Genomic DNA, 14,051 nt, shown 5'->3' with positions numbered 1-14,051 from the left:
GAAGTTGGGCGCTATGTAGGCGATAGGGGCGGAAACGGCAATTGCTTTCGGGCCGGCGTTTGGTCGCGTTGCGGTGATGCCTACGCCTTGACCCGCCAGCCGGTCTTGAAAATCCACCAGACCGCGACAAGGCAGGCGCCAAGAAACACCAGCGTCATGCCGAGGCTGATGCCGACATTGACGTCGGCCACGCCGTAGAAGCTCCAGCGAAAGCCGCTGACCAGATAAAGCACCGGATTGAACAGCGTCACAGTCCGCCAGAACGGCGGCAGCATGTCGATGGAATAGAAGCTTCCGCCGAGGAAGGTCAGCGGCGTCACGATCAGCAGCGGCACCAGTTGCAGCTTCTCGAAATTGTCGGCCCAGATGCCGATGATGAAGCCGAACAGGCTGAACGTCACCGCCGTCAGCACCATGAACAGCATCATCCAGAGCGGATGTTCGATGCGGATCGGCACGAAAAGCGTCGCTGTCGCCAGGATGATCAGGCCCAGCATCGTCGATTTGGTCGCGGCGGCTCCAACATAGCTGATGACGATCTCAAGGTATGAAATCGGTGCGGATAGAAGCTCATAGATCGTGCCGACGAATTTCGGGAAATAGATGCCGAACGAGGCGTTGGAGATGCTGTGCGTGAGCAGCGATAGCATGATCAGCCCCGGCACGATGAAGGCGCCATAGCTGATCCCGCCGATCTCGCTGATGCGCGAGCCTATCGCCGAGCCGAAGACGACAAAATAGAGCGACGTCGAGATGACCGGCGAGACGATGCTTTGCAAAAGCGTACGGAATGTGCGCGCCATTTCAAATACATAGATGGCGCGTATCGCATGGAGGTTCATGGCCGCTTCCTCACCAGATTCACGAATATCTCCTCCAGGGAGCTTTGCTTCGTCTGCAGGTCCTTGAACCTGATGCCCGCCGCGGTAAGGTCCTGGAGCAGCGAGGTGATGCCGGTGCGCTCGCTCTGCGTGTCATAGGTATAGACCAGCTCGTCGCCACCGTTGGCGAGTTCCAATCCATAGGCGGAAAGCCGGTCTGGCAAATGTTCAAGCGGGCCTTGAAGTTGAAGCGTAAGCTGCTTTTTGCCGAGCTTGCGCATCAGCTCGGCCTTCTCCTCCACCAGGATGATCTCGCCATGGCTGATCACGCCGATGCGGTCGGCCATCTGCTCGGCCTCTTCGATGTAGTGCGTGGTCAGGATGATGGTGACGCCGGTGTCACGCAGCGATCGCACCACATCCCACATGTCGCGTCGCAGCTCGACATCGACCCCGGCGGTCGGTTCATCCAGGAACAGGATCTGCGGTTCGTGCGACAAGGCCTTGGCGATCATCACGCGGCGCTTCATGCCGCCGGAAAGCGTCATGATCTTGTTGTCCTTTTTGTCCCACAGCGACAGGTCCTTCAGCACCTTCTCGATATGGGCCGGGTTCGGTGCCTTGCCGAACAGCCCTCGGCTGAAGCTGACCGTCGCCCAGACGGTCTCGAAGGCATCGGTGGTGAGTTCCTGCGGCACCAGCCCGATCCGGGAACGAGCGGCACGATAAGCAGTAATGATGTCATGTCCGTCGGCAATCACTGTGCCTTGCGTCGGGTTGACGATGCCGCAGATGATGCTGATCAGCGTCGTCTTGCCGGCGCCATTGGGGCCGAGCAGGGCGAAGATTTCACCCCGGCGAATCTCCAGATCGACGTCCTTCAGCGCATGGAAGCCTGACGCATAAGTCTTGGAGAGATTCTTGACGGAAATGATCGGCTGCATGGTGATGACATTGCTTTTTGATGGCGGCGCTTTCGGCAATTCGCGAAGGCGCGGCGGGATTCGAGCCGAATGTGAGGCGACCGAATATATGAGTTGAATCATCGAGCACAAGGCCGGCGCAACCAACTTGCTGACATAGCAACTGCCGATGGGCCGACACGGTCGGCTGCGGCCCTTGACGCGCCTGCCTGCATGACCAACAGTCGCGGCGCCGGGGAACTCAGTCATGCCGTTCGACAGTCAAAGAATTCACGATTCGCCGACCGGCGCGCGATTGAACCTCTATGTCCGCCATGCGGATGCGGCGCCACGCGGCGTGGTTCAGGTCAATCACGGACTTGCCGAGCACGCCGCCCGCTACCAGCGACTTGCCGATTTCCTGGCCGGGCATGGCTTTCACACCTACGCCCATGACCATCGCGGCCACGGCCACACCACGGCGCCGGATGCCCCACCCGGCATCTTTGCAAAGCGTGACGGCGTGGCCAAGCTTATCGCCGATGTCGCCGCCATCCACGATCTCATCGCACATGAGCACCCCGGCCTGCCGATTATCATCTTCGGCCATTCGCTGGGCGGCGTCATCGCCTTCAACTATGTGCTTCGCCACCCCGGCACCGTTCACGCCGCAGCGATCTGGAACGCGAATTTCACCGCCGGCGCGCTCGGCCGACTGGCGCAGGCGGTGCTTGCCTATGAGCGGTTCCGCCTCGGTTCCGACATGCCCTCGCGCCAGTTGCCGAGGCTCACCTTTCAGGAATGGGCGCGCAAAATTCCCGGTCGCCGCACCGAATTCGACTGGCTGTCGCGCGATCCGGAAGAGGTCGATAAATATGTTGCCGATCCGCTCTGCGGTTGGGACGCCTGCGTGTCGCTGTGGCAGGATGTGTTCCAAATGATCTTCCTCGGCGCCGACGACCGCAATTTCTCGAAGGTTCGCCGGGACATGCCCTTCTATCTCGTCGGCGGGGCGAATGATCCCGCAACCGACGGCGGCAGAACCGTCACCGCACTCGCGAGGCGCCTCAGGGCTCGGGGCTTTTTGAATCTTGTTTCAACGATTTACGCCGAAACCCGCCACGAAAGCCTGAACGAGGTGAATCGAAACTTCATCATGGAAGAATTCGCTATATGGGCAAAGAAAGTGACATGATGCCTCTGCACTGGCCCCATGCAACAACCGTGACATGGTGGGCCAAGATTTGTTAGAGCCTAGCATTAGTCGCAATCACCCGGGCGCTTTATGACCAACCCTCCACTGCATGGCATCCGCGTCATCGAACTCGCCCGCATCCTCGCCGGCCCCTGGGCCGGCCAGTTGCTCGCCGATCTGGGCGCGGATGTCATCAAGGTCGAGAGCCCGAACGGCGGCGACGATACGCGCAAATGGGGGCCGCCCTTCGTCGAGGGCCATGACGGCGAGAACCTGTCGGCCGCCTATTATCATTCCTGCAATCGCGGCAAGCGCTCCATTGCCATAGACTTCTCGACGTCGGAGGGTGCCGAGACGGTGAGAAAGCTCGTCGCCACCGCCGATGTGCTGATCGAGAACTTCAAGCTCGGCGGCCTGAAGAAATATGGCCTCGACTACGAGACGCTGCGCAAGATCAATCCGCGCCTCGTCTATTGCTCGATCACCGGCTTTGGCCAGGATGGTCCCTACGCGCCGCGTGCCGGCTACGACTTTATCATCCAGGGCATGTCCGGCCTGATGTCGATCACCGGCCCGGCCGATGGCGAACCGCAGAAGGTGGGGGTTGCGGTCACCGACCTGTTTACCGGTCTCTACTCGGTCATCGCCATTCAGGCCGCCTTGCGCCATGCCGAGGCTACCGGCGAAGGCCAGCACATCGACATGGCCCTGTTCGACAGCCAGATCTCGGTGCTGGCCAACCAGAACCTGAACTTCCTCGTTTCCGGCACCTCGCCTGCGCAGATGGGCAACGCCCATCCCAATATTGCGCCCTACGAGGTGCTGCCGGTCAAGGATGGCCATTTCATCCTCGCCGTCGGCAATGACGGGCAGTTCCGCAAATTCTGCGCCGCCATCGGCCTCGATGCTCTGGCCGATGATCCTGCCTATGCCACCAATGCCGCGCGTGTTGCCAACCGTGAGGCGCTTCGGGAGGCCATGGTCGGGCGTCTTGCGGACTTCGAACGGGATGCACTGCTTGCGGCGCTGGAAAAGGCCGGTGTTCCGGCAAGCCCGATCAACACGATCGGCCAGATGTTCTCGGACCCGCAGGCGATCGCGCGCGGCATGCGGCTTGATCTGGATGACGGACACGGCAATCTGTTGCCTTCGGTGCGCGCGCCGATGGTGATGTCGCGGACGCCGCTTGCCTATCAGCGCCCCTCGCCTCGCCTTGGCGAGCATACGCAAGAGATTCTTGCCGAATTGGAGCAGCAAAGATCATGAGGACCGGCGGGCAACTGATCGTTGAATCTCTCGAGGCAAACGGCGTCGAGCGCATCTTCTGCGTGCCGGGCGAATCCTATCTCGCCGTCCTGGACGCGCTGCACGACTCGCCGATTGAGACCATCGTCTGCCGGCAGGAAGGCGGCGCCGCGATGATGGCCGACTGCCACGGCAGGCTGACCGGCCGGCCTGGCATATGCTTCGTCACTCGCGGGCCGGGCGCAACGAACGCCTCGGCCGGCATCCATATCGCACGACAGGATTCCATTCCGCTCATCCTGTTCATCGGCCAGGTTGCCAGCCACGCCAAGGAGCGCGAAGCCTTTCAGGAGATCGACTACCGCGCTTTCTACGGTCCGATCGTCAAATGGGCGACCGAGATCGAGGATGCCGCGCGCATCCCCGAGATCGTCACCCGCGCCTTCTCCGTGGCGACTTCCGGCCGGCCGGGTCCGGTGGTCATCTCCCTGCCCGAAGACATGCTGACCAGCATGGCCGATGCACCTTCTGCCCTTCCTTTCACCCCGGTCGAGACTTGGCCGGGAGACGCAGAGCTTGCGGAGTTGGAAAAGCTGCTTGCAGGCGCATCACGTCCCATCGCCATTCTCGGCGGCACGCGGTGGAGCGAGGCGGCGGTCGCGAATTTCCAACGTATTTCCGAGACCTGGTCCTTGCCGGTTGGCGTGCAGTTCCGCCGCCAGATGCTGTTCGACCATCTTCACCAAAACTATGTCGGCGATGTCGGCATCGGCATCAATCCGAAGCTTTCCGCCTATATCAAGCAATCGGATCTGGTGCTGCTTGTCGGCGGGCGTTTCGGCGAAATGCCTTCCTCCGACTACACCCTGCTGAAAAGCCCCTATCCCGACCAGAAGCTGGTCCATGTCCATCCCGACAGCAGCGAGCTTGGCCGCGTCTACCGGCCGACCCTTGCCATCAACGCCTCGCCGTCGGCTTTCGCCGAGGCATTCGCCACGCGCAAACCGACCAACACGCAGGTCTGGGCCGAGCAAACGAAAGAGCTGCACGAAAACTATCTCGAATGGTCGACCCCGCCGGAAACCGGACCCGGCGCGGTGCAGATGGGGCCGATCATCACCTATCTGGCCAGCGTGCTGCCCGAAGACGCCATTCTCACCAATGGCGCCGGCAACTACGCCACCTGGGTCCACCGCTTCCATCGCTTCCGGGGTTATGGCACGCAAGGCGCGCCGGCTTCCGGCTCTATGGGCTATGGCACCCCGGCAGCAGTGGCGGCCAAGGCGCTCTACCCTGACCGCATGGTCGTCGCCTTTGCCGGCGATGGCTGTTTCATGATGAATGGACAGGAATTCGCCACCGCCGTGCAATATGCGCTGCCGATCATCGTCATCATCGTCAACAATGGCATTTACGGCACCATCCGCATGCATCAGGAACGCGAATATCCGGGCCGCGTTGTCGCCACCAACCTGAACAATCCGGATTTCGCAGCACTTGCCCGCGCCTATGGCGGGCACGGTGAAACGGTGGAGAAAACCGCCGACTTCGCTCCCGCCTTCGAGCGGGCACGCGATAGCGGCAAGCCGGGGATCATCGAAATCAGGCTCGACCCCGAGGCAATCACCCCAACCCGGACGATGACGGACATTCGCGAGAAACGGTGAGGAAGGGGCGGTTTCCCGCCCCTCTGATTTCGGCTACATGCCCGCTTTCTTGACCTGGCCTCGAATCTCGCCATCGCCATGCTGGGCGGTATGAATATTGACATAATATTTACCGGCCATCAGATCTGCGGCCTGCGCGTCGGTCAGCGTTGCCGATCCTTTCGAGCCGCTGGCAGCATCAGGTATCGGCACGGCGACATCCGCATTCTCACCCTCGGCCGCAGGACCGTGGAAATGCGCGCCCGACGCCTCGCCGCTGAGGCCGGAATACTCCAGCGTCCACTCGAGCTGCTTGGTTTCCGTGTCGAAAGTGATGTCCGCCGTGCCCTTGGCCTCTGTGGTGACCGGAGGAACTTCCTGGCCTCCATCCATCGTCGCACTGAATTTCGCCATCTCGGCTAATGCCGGCGACATCATCAACGTGGTGGAGAGGGCCACCCCCGCAAGCAGCGGCGAAAATTTGGAGAGTATCATTTTACTTCCTCCCATTTGAAACATGTTCCACCTGGGAAGCGCGTATTCGCCACCCCGGAACAGCGAAGTAACGGAAACAACGGCAGGAAGTTGCTTTCGGCCAAAGAAAAAGGGGCGGTTGCCCGCCCCTTCCATGATCCGTTTGTGGTAGAGACTATTTCAGCGCCTTGTCGGTGATGGCGGTCGTATAGGCGCCCTCCGGCTCCTTGCTGATGATCTTCTGGTCGAGCAGCGCCTTGGCGGTGCGCTCGTAAAGCGCCGGGTCGAGCTTGCCGTCACCGATCAGCTTGGCCACTTCGCCCATCATCCGCTTCTGGTGGTTCTCGTCTTGCCCGCCGGCATCCAGCACGGCTTCCGCGGCTTCATCCGGGTGCTCGACGGCATATTTCCAGCCCTTCATCGAGGCGCGCACGAAGCGCACCATCTTGTCCTCGAAGGCCGGATCCTTGAGCTTGTCTTCCAGCACATAGAGGCCGTCTTCCAGAAGGTCGTTGCCGAGTTCGGTATAGTTGAACACGATCAGGTCTTCCGGTTTGAAGCCGGCATCGATCGCCTGCCAATATTCGTTATAGGTCATGACCGAAATGCAATCGGCCTGCTTCTGTATCAGCGGCTGCACGTCGAAGCTCTGCTTCAATACGGTCACGCCATCGGCGCCACCCTCGGTCGAAAGGCCGAGCTTGTTCATCCAGGCATAGAACGGATACTCGTTGCCGAAGAACCAGACGCCGAGCGTGTGACCCTTGAAGTCCGCTTCCGTCTTCACAGGGCCGTCCTTCGGGCAGATCAGTTGAAGGCCGGATTTCTGGAACGGCTGGGCGATATTGACCAGCGGCACGCCCTTGTCGCGAGCCGAAAGCGCGGCCGCCATCCAGGTCACCACGACATCGGCGCCGCCGCCGGCGATCACCTGTTCGGGCGCGATATCCGGGCCGCCGGGCTTGATCTCGACGTCGAGCCCTTCCTCCTCATAGAAGCCCTTGTCCTTGGCGACGAAATAGCCGCCGAACTGGCCCTGCGCCACCCACTTCAGTTGCAGCGTCACCTCGTCGGCCGCCCATGCCTGCACGGCCGCCAGCGACATCGCGCCGGCCAGCATGGAAACAATCAGTTTTCTCATTTTTCCACCCTCCGAAGTGCGCCTATCCACCACGGATAGACGGATGCCAAAACGTGACTGCCCTTTCGACGAGGGCTACCGCGCCATAGAAGACCGAACCCGCAACCGCCGCAACTGCGATCTCGGCCCAGACCATGTCGATGTTCATCCGCCCGACCTCGGTCGATATGCGGAACCCCATGCCGACGACCGGGGTGCCGAAGAATTCGGCGACGATCGCGCCGATCAGCGCCAGCGTCGAATTGATCTTGAGCGCGTTGAAGATGAACGGCATCGCCGAGGGCAATCTGAGCTTGAACAGCGTCTGCCAATAGCTCGAAGCGTAGGTGCGCATCAGGTCGCGTTCCATATGGCCTGAAGCGGCAAGACCGACGACGGTGTTCACCAGCATGGGGAAAAAGGTCATGACCACCACGACCGCGGCCTTCGACTGCCAGTCGAAGCCGAACCACATCACCATGATCGGCGCCACGCCGATGATCGGCAGCGCCGCCGCCATATTGCCGATCGGCAGCAGCCCGCGCCGCAGGAACACGAAGCGATCCGCAGCGATTGCCGCCGCGAAGCCGGCGCCGCAGCCAAGCACATAGCCGACCAGCACGGCCTTGAAGATGGTCTGGTTCACATCGGCCGCCAACACCGGCACGGAGTTGGCGATTCTGGCGGCAATGGCGCTCGGCGGCGGCAGCAGCAGGAAGGGGATGCCGGCCCCGCGCACCACCGCCTCCCACAACACCAGTATCCAGACGCCGAAAATCGTCGGGATGGCAAGGCGAAGGAAGGCGTTGCCGGCGCGGTCCGCCGTGCGGATCGACGCGAGTTCGCTCACGCAGCGCCATGCCAGCAGCCAGGCCGCCGCAATCAGGAGGAAGAAGGAGGCGCGCGCCGCACCCTCATTGCCGGCGATCCCGCTGATCAGCACCCAGGCCGCGCCATGCGCGCCGACGAACAATATCGCCGAAGCAAGCGGCGCCGAACGCACCATCATGGAGGCGAAGGCAGAGACCGCGACCAGAGCAAGAACCAGTGCCGTCGAACTGCCCGCGAACGGCGCATTGCCCGCCGCGCCCGCCAACGGCAGGGTCGCCACCGCCAGCAAACACAGGACAATCGCCGAGACAGCCTGCCAGGAGAGACGGAGCCGCTTCATGCCGGCCTCCCGCCCATGGCGCGCTCGGTGATGCGCCCGGCCGCACCGACCATGGCGACAAGCAGCACCGCGACCAGCGAACCGGCAACGAGGGCCGCCCACATCTCGATGGTCTGGCTGTAATAGGAACCCGACAGGAGCTTGGCGCCGATACCGGCCACAGCCCCGGTCGGCAGTTCGGCGACGATGGCGCCGACCAGGCTTGCCGCCACCGCCACCTTCATCGAGGCGAACAGGAACGGCAGTGAGGCCGGCACGCGAAGCTTCCAAAACGTCTGCGCGGCACTCGCATTATAGGTATGCATCAGGTCGAGATGCATGACTTCAGGCGAACGCAGGCCCTTCACCATGCCGACTGCGACGGGAAAAAACGACAGATAGGTCGAAATCAGCGCCTTGGGGAACAGCCCGGTGATGCCGATGGCGGCAAAAACGACGATGACCATCGGCGCGATCGCCAGGATGGGGATAGTCTGCGAGGCGATGATCCACGGCATCAGGCTGCGGTCGAGCGCCAGGAAGTGCACGATGCCGACTGCGATGAGGATGCCGAGCGCCGTGCCGAAGGCAAAGCCGAGCATGGTCGAGGAGAGCGTTACCCAGGAATGGTAGACGAGGCTGCGCGCGCTCCATGGCTTGACCTGAAAGGTGGTCTTGAAGAAGTTCTGCGCCACCTGATGCGGCGCCGGCAGCGTCGGCTTCGGCTGCGACCACGTCTTCACCATGAACTCCACAAAGCCCGGCGTCTCGCCCGCACGCCGATCGAGATCGCGCTGGAACGGACCGTTGAGCACCGCGGCAAAGCCGTACCAGACGACGACGATCATCGCCACAATCACGCTTACCGGGACGACCTTGTCGCGCAGCCGATCCATTATCGATCTCTCCGCGACTGACGACCGCCGACGACAGGCCCCCCCTCACCCGGCCTTCGCTTCGCTCCGGCCACCCTCTCCCCGAGGGGAGAGGAGACGCCCGCCGCGACCTGTCGCACCTCTGGACAAACTCTGCCGTGCCGAAGCACTGGACGGCCGTGATTTTCGACCTCCTCTCCCCTCGGGGAGAGGGTGGCCGGAGCGAAGCGAAGGCCGGGTGAGGGGGAAGAAATACGACCGTCCAGGACGGCAAGTATCGTTTCAAGCACCGACCTTCGTTCGGCCAAAACTTCCTGGTTCCAGAAACGAAGCACCGAGTAGCCCCGCGCGTTCAACCACTTCGTTCGCCGCTCATCCCACGCTGCGTCCGCATGCTGGCTGCCGTCCACCTCCACGATGAGCATCTTTTCCCGGCAAAGAAAATCGACGACATAGGAGCCGAGCGGTACTTGCCTGGTAAATTTGTACCCGTTGAGATGCCGTCCCCTCAGTTCGCCCCAGAGCCGATATTCCGCTTCGGTTTCATTCGCGCGAAGCAAACGAGCGCGAGCAGTTGCTCCTGGCTTTCTCTTGGTCGGATCAGCCATGACGGCCCCCTCACCCGCCCGCTCCGCGGCCACCCTCTCCCCGATGGGGAGAGGAGGTCCCATGCCATGCGCCGCCTCAATCCTCATAGCTGTGCCCTGCCCGCAGGCCGTCGCGAACCCGCGCCGCGATCGCCAGGAATTCCGGCGTCTCGCGGATATCCAGGGGGCGCTCGTGCGGCAGCGTTGATTCGATCACGTCGGTCACCCTGCCCGGACGCGGCGACATGACGACAATGCGCGTCGACAGATAGACCGCTTCGGGGATTGAATGGGTTACGAAGCATATCGTCTTGTCGGTCCGCTTCCAAAGTTCCAGGAGCTGCTCGTTGAGATAGTCGCGCACGATCTCGTCCAGAGCTCCGAACGGCTCGTCCATCAACAGAAGATCGGCGTCGAAGGCGAGTGCGCGCGCGATCGAGGCGCGCTGCTGCATGCCTCCCGACAGTTGCCACGGATATTTCTTCTCAAAGCCGGAGAGATTGACCAGATCGAGCGTGCGCTTGATGCGTGCTTTCTGTTCCTCGCGCGCAATGCCCATGATTTCCAGCGGCAGAGCGACGTTGCTCTCGATGGTGCGCCACGGGTAGAGGGCTGCGGCCTGGAACACATAGCCATAGGCCCGAGCCTGCCTGGCCTGCTCGGCGCTCATGCCGTTGATGCGGATCGATCCCGAGGTCGGCTTTTCAAGATCCGCAATGACGCGCAGGAGCGTCGTCTTGCCGCAGCCGGACGGCCCGATGAAGGAAACGAACTCACCCTTGTTGATGGTGAGATCGACATTCGACAGCGCCTGCACAGGCCCGTCGCCGGTATGGAATGTCAGGCCCAGACGGTTGGCTTCGACGACTGCTTGTGGTGCTGGCTGCAAGCTGGCTCTTCCCAAATTTCATGCCGCTCGATTAGAGCATTGCTGGCGCGGCGCCGGCAATGGCCGGCGCGAACGAAGAATCGGGAAAACAACAGGATATCGCCTCCACCTGATTCATCGCGTGAGTGGACGCCCGCAACTCCGACCGGGGACAGGCAAGAGGGCCCGCGTCCGGTCCGAACGGCTGCGGACTCAACCCGGCGTGGCTTGAACGATGGTGTCCAATTCTGAATTCCCCTTTTCTGCCGCGCGCTTCTCCGAGCCCGTCGGCCTGCATATTGTAGGCGTGCCTCTACTCCACGATCACGGCCGTCTCGACAACCGCGTGAAACAGCACGTCGCAGCCGGCCGCAGCCCATTCCGGAAAAATCTCTTCCGCCTCGTTGTGGCTCAATCCGTCGACGCAGGGGCACATCACCATCGCCGTTGGCGCCACGCGGTTGATCCAGCAGGCATCGTGCCCGGCACCTGAGACGATGTTGCGGTGCGAGTAGCCGAGGCGGTCGGCTGCGTCGCGGATCGCCTTCACGCAGCCCTCATCGAAGGTGACGGGATCGAAATGGCCGACCTGCTCGATCTCGACCGAGATGTCGAGCGCCTCGCATATGGTGGCGATACCGGCGCGGATGCGCTCGTCCATTTCGTCCAGCACTTCCTTGTTTGGAGAGCGGATATCGATGGTAAAGACGGTGCGTCCGGCGATGATGTTGCGCGAATTCGGATAGGCTTCCATATGACCGATGGCGCCCACCGCGTCGGGCTGGTAGTCCATGGCGATCTCGTGCACCAGTTCCGTCACCCGCGCCATGCCAAGGCCCGCATTGCGCCGCTTGGGCATCGGCGTCGAACCGGTGTGGCTCTCCTTGCCGGTAAGCCGGACCTCGAGCCATTTCAGCCCCTGCCCGTGGGTGACCACGCCGATATCGATGCCTTCATCCTCCAGGATCGGACCCTGCTCGATATGAAGTTCGAAGAAGGCTTTCATCTTGCGGGCACCAACCTTCTCGTCGCCCTTCCAGCCGATGCGCTCCAGCTCGTCGCCGAACCGCTTGCCTTCCGCATCCTTGCGATCGTAGGCCCAGTCCTGCTCATGCACCCCGGCGAACACGCCCGAAGCAAGCATCGCCGGCGCAAAGCGCGTGCCCTCCTCGTTCGTCCAGTTGGTCACCACGATCGGATGCCGGGTCTTGATGCCGAGATCGTCGAGCGAGCGGATGATCTCCAGCCCGCCGAGCACGCCAAGCACGCCGTCGTACTTTCCGCCGGTCGGCTGCGTGTCGAGATGGCTGCCGACATAGACCGGCAGTGCTTGCGGGTCCGTGCCCTCGCGGCGGGCAAACATCGTGCCCATCTGGTCAACGCTGGTTTCAAGCCCCGCCGCCTCGCACCACTTCTTGAAAAGGTGGCGGCCAACCCCATCGGCATCGGTCAGCGTCTGGCGATTGTTGCCGCCGGCGATACCGGGGCCGATCTTCGCCATTTCCATGATGGAATCCCACAAGCGATCTGAATTGATTCGCAGATTCTCGCCCGGAGCCGCCATCTTTCCCCTTCCCTTGTTGCCGCCGTTTGCCGGCGGCTTTGTTGTTTTTGCAGCCGGGAGGCCGGCGCCGCTTCAGGCGCCGACCTCAATCGGCAGCTTACTCGATCGCTCGCAGCACGTCACGGACATGATCCACCAGTTCGTCGATCTGGCCCTTGCTGACGATCAGCGGCGGCGATAGCGCGATGATGTCGCCGGTGGTGCGGATCAGCGCGCCTTGTTCAAAGGCCTTGACGAAAGCCGAGAAGGCCCGCTTCGACGGGCTGCCTTGTATCGACTCCAGTTCGACCGCGCCGACGAGGCCGATATTGCGGATGTCGATGACATGCGGCTCGCCCTTCAGCGAATGCAGCGCTTCCTCCCAATAGGGCGCAAGCTCGGCGCCACGCGTCAGCAGGCCTTCTTCCTTATAGGTATCGAGCGTGGCCAGTGCCGCCGCGGAGGCGATCGGATTGCCCGAATAGGTGTAGCCGTGGAAAAACTCGATCAGATGCTCGGGACCGGTCATGAAGGCATCGTGGATTTCCTTGCGGACGAAAACCGCGCCCATCGGAATGACCCCGTTCGACACGCCCTTGGCCGTGGTGATGATATCGGGGGTGACGCCGAAATAGTCCGCCGCAAACGGCGTGCCCAAGCGGCCGAAACCGGTGATGACTTCATCGAAAATCAGCAGGATGCCGTGCTTTGTGCAGATGTCGCGCAATCTCTGCAGATAACCCTTCGGCGGGATCAGCACGCCGGTCGAGCCCGCGACCGGCTCGACGATGACGGCCGCGATGGTCGAGGCATCGTGCAGCGTCACGATGCGCTCCAGTTCATCGGCAAGTTCCGCTCCATGTTCCGGCACGCCGCGCGAGAATGCATTCTTCTCGGGCAGATGCGTATGCGGCATGTGATCGACGCCGCTCAGCAATGTTCCGAACATCTTGCGATTGGATACGATGCCGCCGACCGAGATGCCGCCGAAATTGACGCCGTGATAGCCGCGCTCGCGGCCGATGAGGCGGGTGCGCGCGCCCTCGCCTTTGACGCGATGGTAGGCAAGCGCGATCTTCAGAGCGGTCTCCACCGATTCCGAACCGGAATTGGTGAAGAACACATGGTCCATGCCCTGCGGTGCGATGTCGACGAGGCGATTGGCCAGTTCGAATACGATGGGATGTCCCATCTGAAACGCCGGCGCATAATCGAGTTCGGCCGCCTGGTTCTGGATGGCCTCGGTGATTTTCGGTCGGCAATGGCCGGCATTCACGCACCACAGGCCCGACGTACCGTCGAGTATCTTGCGGCCATCGCTTGCCGTGTAGTGCATGTCCTTGGCGGCGACCAGCATTCGCGGCGCCTGCTTGAACTGCCGGTTGGAGGTGAACGGCATCCAGAAGGCGCTGAGATCGTTCGGCGCTATATTTTTTCGATTGGACATGACCAAGCTTTCCTTTTAGGGCCCCAGTTTCGATGCGCCAACGCTTGGTCCCGGACGAGCTTATATGCTACGCAAATTTTGACCGATTGGACAAACGTTAGCACCGCCAGTTAGACGGTCAAGGGGGATAGTAGCCCATATGCCCGAACGAAATCGCGCTCCACGCCTTCAGAGAAAC

At 61.9% G+C, this 14,051-nt stretch carries 13 protein-coding genes; 3 read left to right on the top strand and 10 right to left on the bottom strand.

What is annotated here, in order from left to right; translation table 11 throughout:
- Positions 1-80: 80 nt before the first annotated feature.
- A complete protein-coding gene (locus tag ACLKMW_RS00560) occupies positions 81-842 on the bottom strand; it encodes an ABC transporter permease (protein WP_415722422.1) in 762 nt (253 codons plus the stop codon).
- The gene (locus ACLKMW_RS00555) at positions 839-1,765 is read right to left on the bottom strand and encodes an ABC transporter ATP-binding protein (protein ID WP_415722421.1); all 927 of its coding nucleotides are present in this window, start codon (positions 1,763-1,765) and stop codon (positions 839-841) included. The genes ACLKMW_RS00560 and ACLKMW_RS00555 overlap by 4 nt, the downstream gene beginning before the upstream one ends.
- Positions 1,766-1,991: 226 nt before the next feature.
- On the opposite strand from ACLKMW_RS00555, the gene ACLKMW_RS00550 reads away from it, so the two are divergent.
- The 3 genes from ACLKMW_RS00550 (at position 1,992) to ACLKMW_RS00540 (ending at position 5,830) form a co-directional block, all read left to right on the top strand.
- Positions 1,992-2,918: an alpha/beta fold hydrolase gene (locus ACLKMW_RS00550; RefSeq protein WP_415722420.1), complete on the top strand. Its 927-nt coding sequence runs from the start codon at positions 1,992-1,994 to the stop codon at positions 2,916-2,918.
- A gap of 90 nt (positions 2,919-3,008) precedes the next feature.
- A complete protein-coding gene (locus ACLKMW_RS00545; RefSeq protein ID WP_415722419.1) occupies positions 3,009-4,184 on the top strand; it encodes a CaiB/BaiF CoA transferase family protein in 1,176 nt (391 codons plus the stop codon).
- On the top strand, positions 4,181-5,830 hold the full coding sequence (locus ACLKMW_RS00540) for a thiamine pyrophosphate-binding protein (protein WP_415722418.1): 1,650 nt from the start codon (positions 4,181-4,183) through the stop codon (positions 5,828-5,830). The genes ACLKMW_RS00545 and ACLKMW_RS00540 overlap by 4 nt, the downstream gene beginning before the upstream one ends.
- A gap of 33 nt (positions 5,831-5,863) precedes the next feature.
- On the opposite strand, the gene ACLKMW_RS00535 is transcribed toward ACLKMW_RS00540, so the two are convergent.
- The 8 genes from ACLKMW_RS00535 to aptA form a co-directional block, all read right to left on the bottom strand.
- On the bottom strand, positions 5,864-6,304 hold the full coding sequence (locus ACLKMW_RS00535) for a CHRD domain-containing protein (RefSeq protein ID WP_415722739.1): 441 nt from the start codon (positions 6,302-6,304) through the stop codon (positions 5,864-5,866).
- 154 nt (positions 6,305-6,458) lie between these two features.
- Complete coding sequence (locus ACLKMW_RS00530) at positions 6,459-7,424, bottom strand: ABC transporter substrate-binding protein (RefSeq protein ID WP_415722417.1); 966 nt, start codon at positions 7,422-7,424, stop codon at positions 6,459-6,461.
- Between the two features lie 22 nt (positions 7,425-7,446).
- Positions 7,447-8,574: an ABC transporter permease gene (locus ACLKMW_RS00525; RefSeq protein WP_415722416.1), complete on the bottom strand. Its 1,128-nt coding sequence runs from the start codon at positions 8,572-8,574 to the stop codon at positions 7,447-7,449.
- A complete protein-coding gene (locus ACLKMW_RS00520) occupies positions 8,571-9,449 on the bottom strand; it encodes an ABC transporter permease (RefSeq protein ID WP_415722415.1) in 879 nt (292 codons plus the stop codon). The genes ACLKMW_RS00525 and ACLKMW_RS00520 overlap by 4 nt, the downstream gene beginning before the upstream one ends.
- The gene (locus tag ACLKMW_RS00515; protein ID WP_415722414.1) at positions 9,449-10,036 is read right to left on the bottom strand and encodes an endonuclease domain-containing protein; all 588 of its coding nucleotides are present in this window, start codon (positions 10,034-10,036) and stop codon (positions 9,449-9,451) included. The genes ACLKMW_RS00520 and ACLKMW_RS00515 overlap by 1 nt, the downstream gene beginning before the upstream one ends.
- Positions 10,037-10,112: 76 nt before the next feature.
- The gene (locus ACLKMW_RS00510; protein ID WP_415722413.1) at positions 10,113-10,904 is read right to left on the bottom strand and encodes an ABC transporter ATP-binding protein; all 792 of its coding nucleotides are present in this window, start codon (positions 10,902-10,904) and stop codon (positions 10,113-10,115) included.
- Between the two features lie 292 nt (positions 10,905-11,196).
- Positions 11,197-12,447: a Zn-dependent hydrolase gene (locus ACLKMW_RS00505; protein WP_415722412.1), complete on the bottom strand. Its 1,251-nt coding sequence runs from the start codon at positions 12,445-12,447 to the stop codon at positions 11,197-11,199.
- A gap of 97 nt (positions 12,448-12,544) precedes the next feature.
- The gene (gene aptA / locus ACLKMW_RS00500) at positions 12,545-13,873 is read right to left on the bottom strand and encodes an omega-aminotransferase AptA (protein ID WP_415722411.1); all 1,329 of its coding nucleotides are present in this window, start codon (positions 13,871-13,873) and stop codon (positions 12,545-12,547) included.
- Positions 13,874-14,051: the final 178 nt, after the last annotated feature.

The organism is Borborobacter xinjiangensis, from assembly GCF_047739745.1.
GTDB lineage: Bacteria > Pseudomonadota > Alphaproteobacteria > Rhizobiales > Rhizobiaceae > Pseudaminobacter.
This window is presented reverse-complemented; position numbering and strand designations above follow the sequence as displayed.

Bases quoted from the DNA above. Each gene is read 5' to 3' on its own strand.
- ACLKMW_RS00540 (WP_415722418.1), top strand. From the start codon at position 4,181: ATGAGGACCGGCGGGCAACTGATCGTTGAATCTCTCGAGGCAAACGGC.
- aptA (WP_415722411.1), bottom strand. From the start codon at position 13,873: ATGTCCAATCGAAAAAATATAGCGCCGAACGATCTCAGCGCCTTCTGG.
- ACLKMW_RS00555 (WP_415722421.1), bottom strand. From the start codon at position 1,765: ATGCAGCCGATCATTTCCGTCAAGAATCTCTCCAAGACTTATGCGTCA.
- ACLKMW_RS00530 (WP_415722417.1), bottom strand. From the start codon at position 7,424: ATGAGAAAACTGATTGTTTCCATGCTGGCCGGCGCGATGTCGCTGGCG.
- ACLKMW_RS00560 (WP_415722422.1), bottom strand. From the start codon at position 842: ATGAACCTCCATGCGATACGCGCCATCTATGTATTTGAAATGGCGCGC.
- ACLKMW_RS00535 (WP_415722739.1), bottom strand. From the start codon at position 6,304: ATGATACTCTCCAAATTTTCGCCGCTGCTTGCGGGGGTGGCCCTCTCC.
- ACLKMW_RS00525 (WP_415722416.1), bottom strand. From the start codon at position 8,574: ATGAAGCGGCTCCGTCTCTCCTGGCAGGCTGTCTCGGCGATTGTCCTG.
- ACLKMW_RS00550 (WP_415722420.1), top strand. From the start codon at position 1,992: ATGCCGTTCGACAGTCAAAGAATTCACGATTCGCCGACCGGCGCGCGA.
- ACLKMW_RS00520 (WP_415722415.1), bottom strand. From the start codon at position 9,449: ATGGATCGGCTGCGCGACAAGGTCGTCCCGGTAAGCGTGATTGTGGCG.
- ACLKMW_RS00515 (WP_415722414.1), bottom strand. From the start codon at position 10,036: ATGGCTGATCCGACCAAGAGAAAGCCAGGAGCAACTGCTCGCGCTCGT.
- ACLKMW_RS00505 (WP_415722412.1), bottom strand. From the start codon at position 12,447: ATGGCGGCTCCGGGCGAGAATCTGCGAATCAATTCAGATCGCTTGTGG.
- ACLKMW_RS00545 (WP_415722419.1), top strand. From the start codon at position 3,009: ATGACCAACCCTCCACTGCATGGCATCCGCGTCATCGAACTCGCCCGC.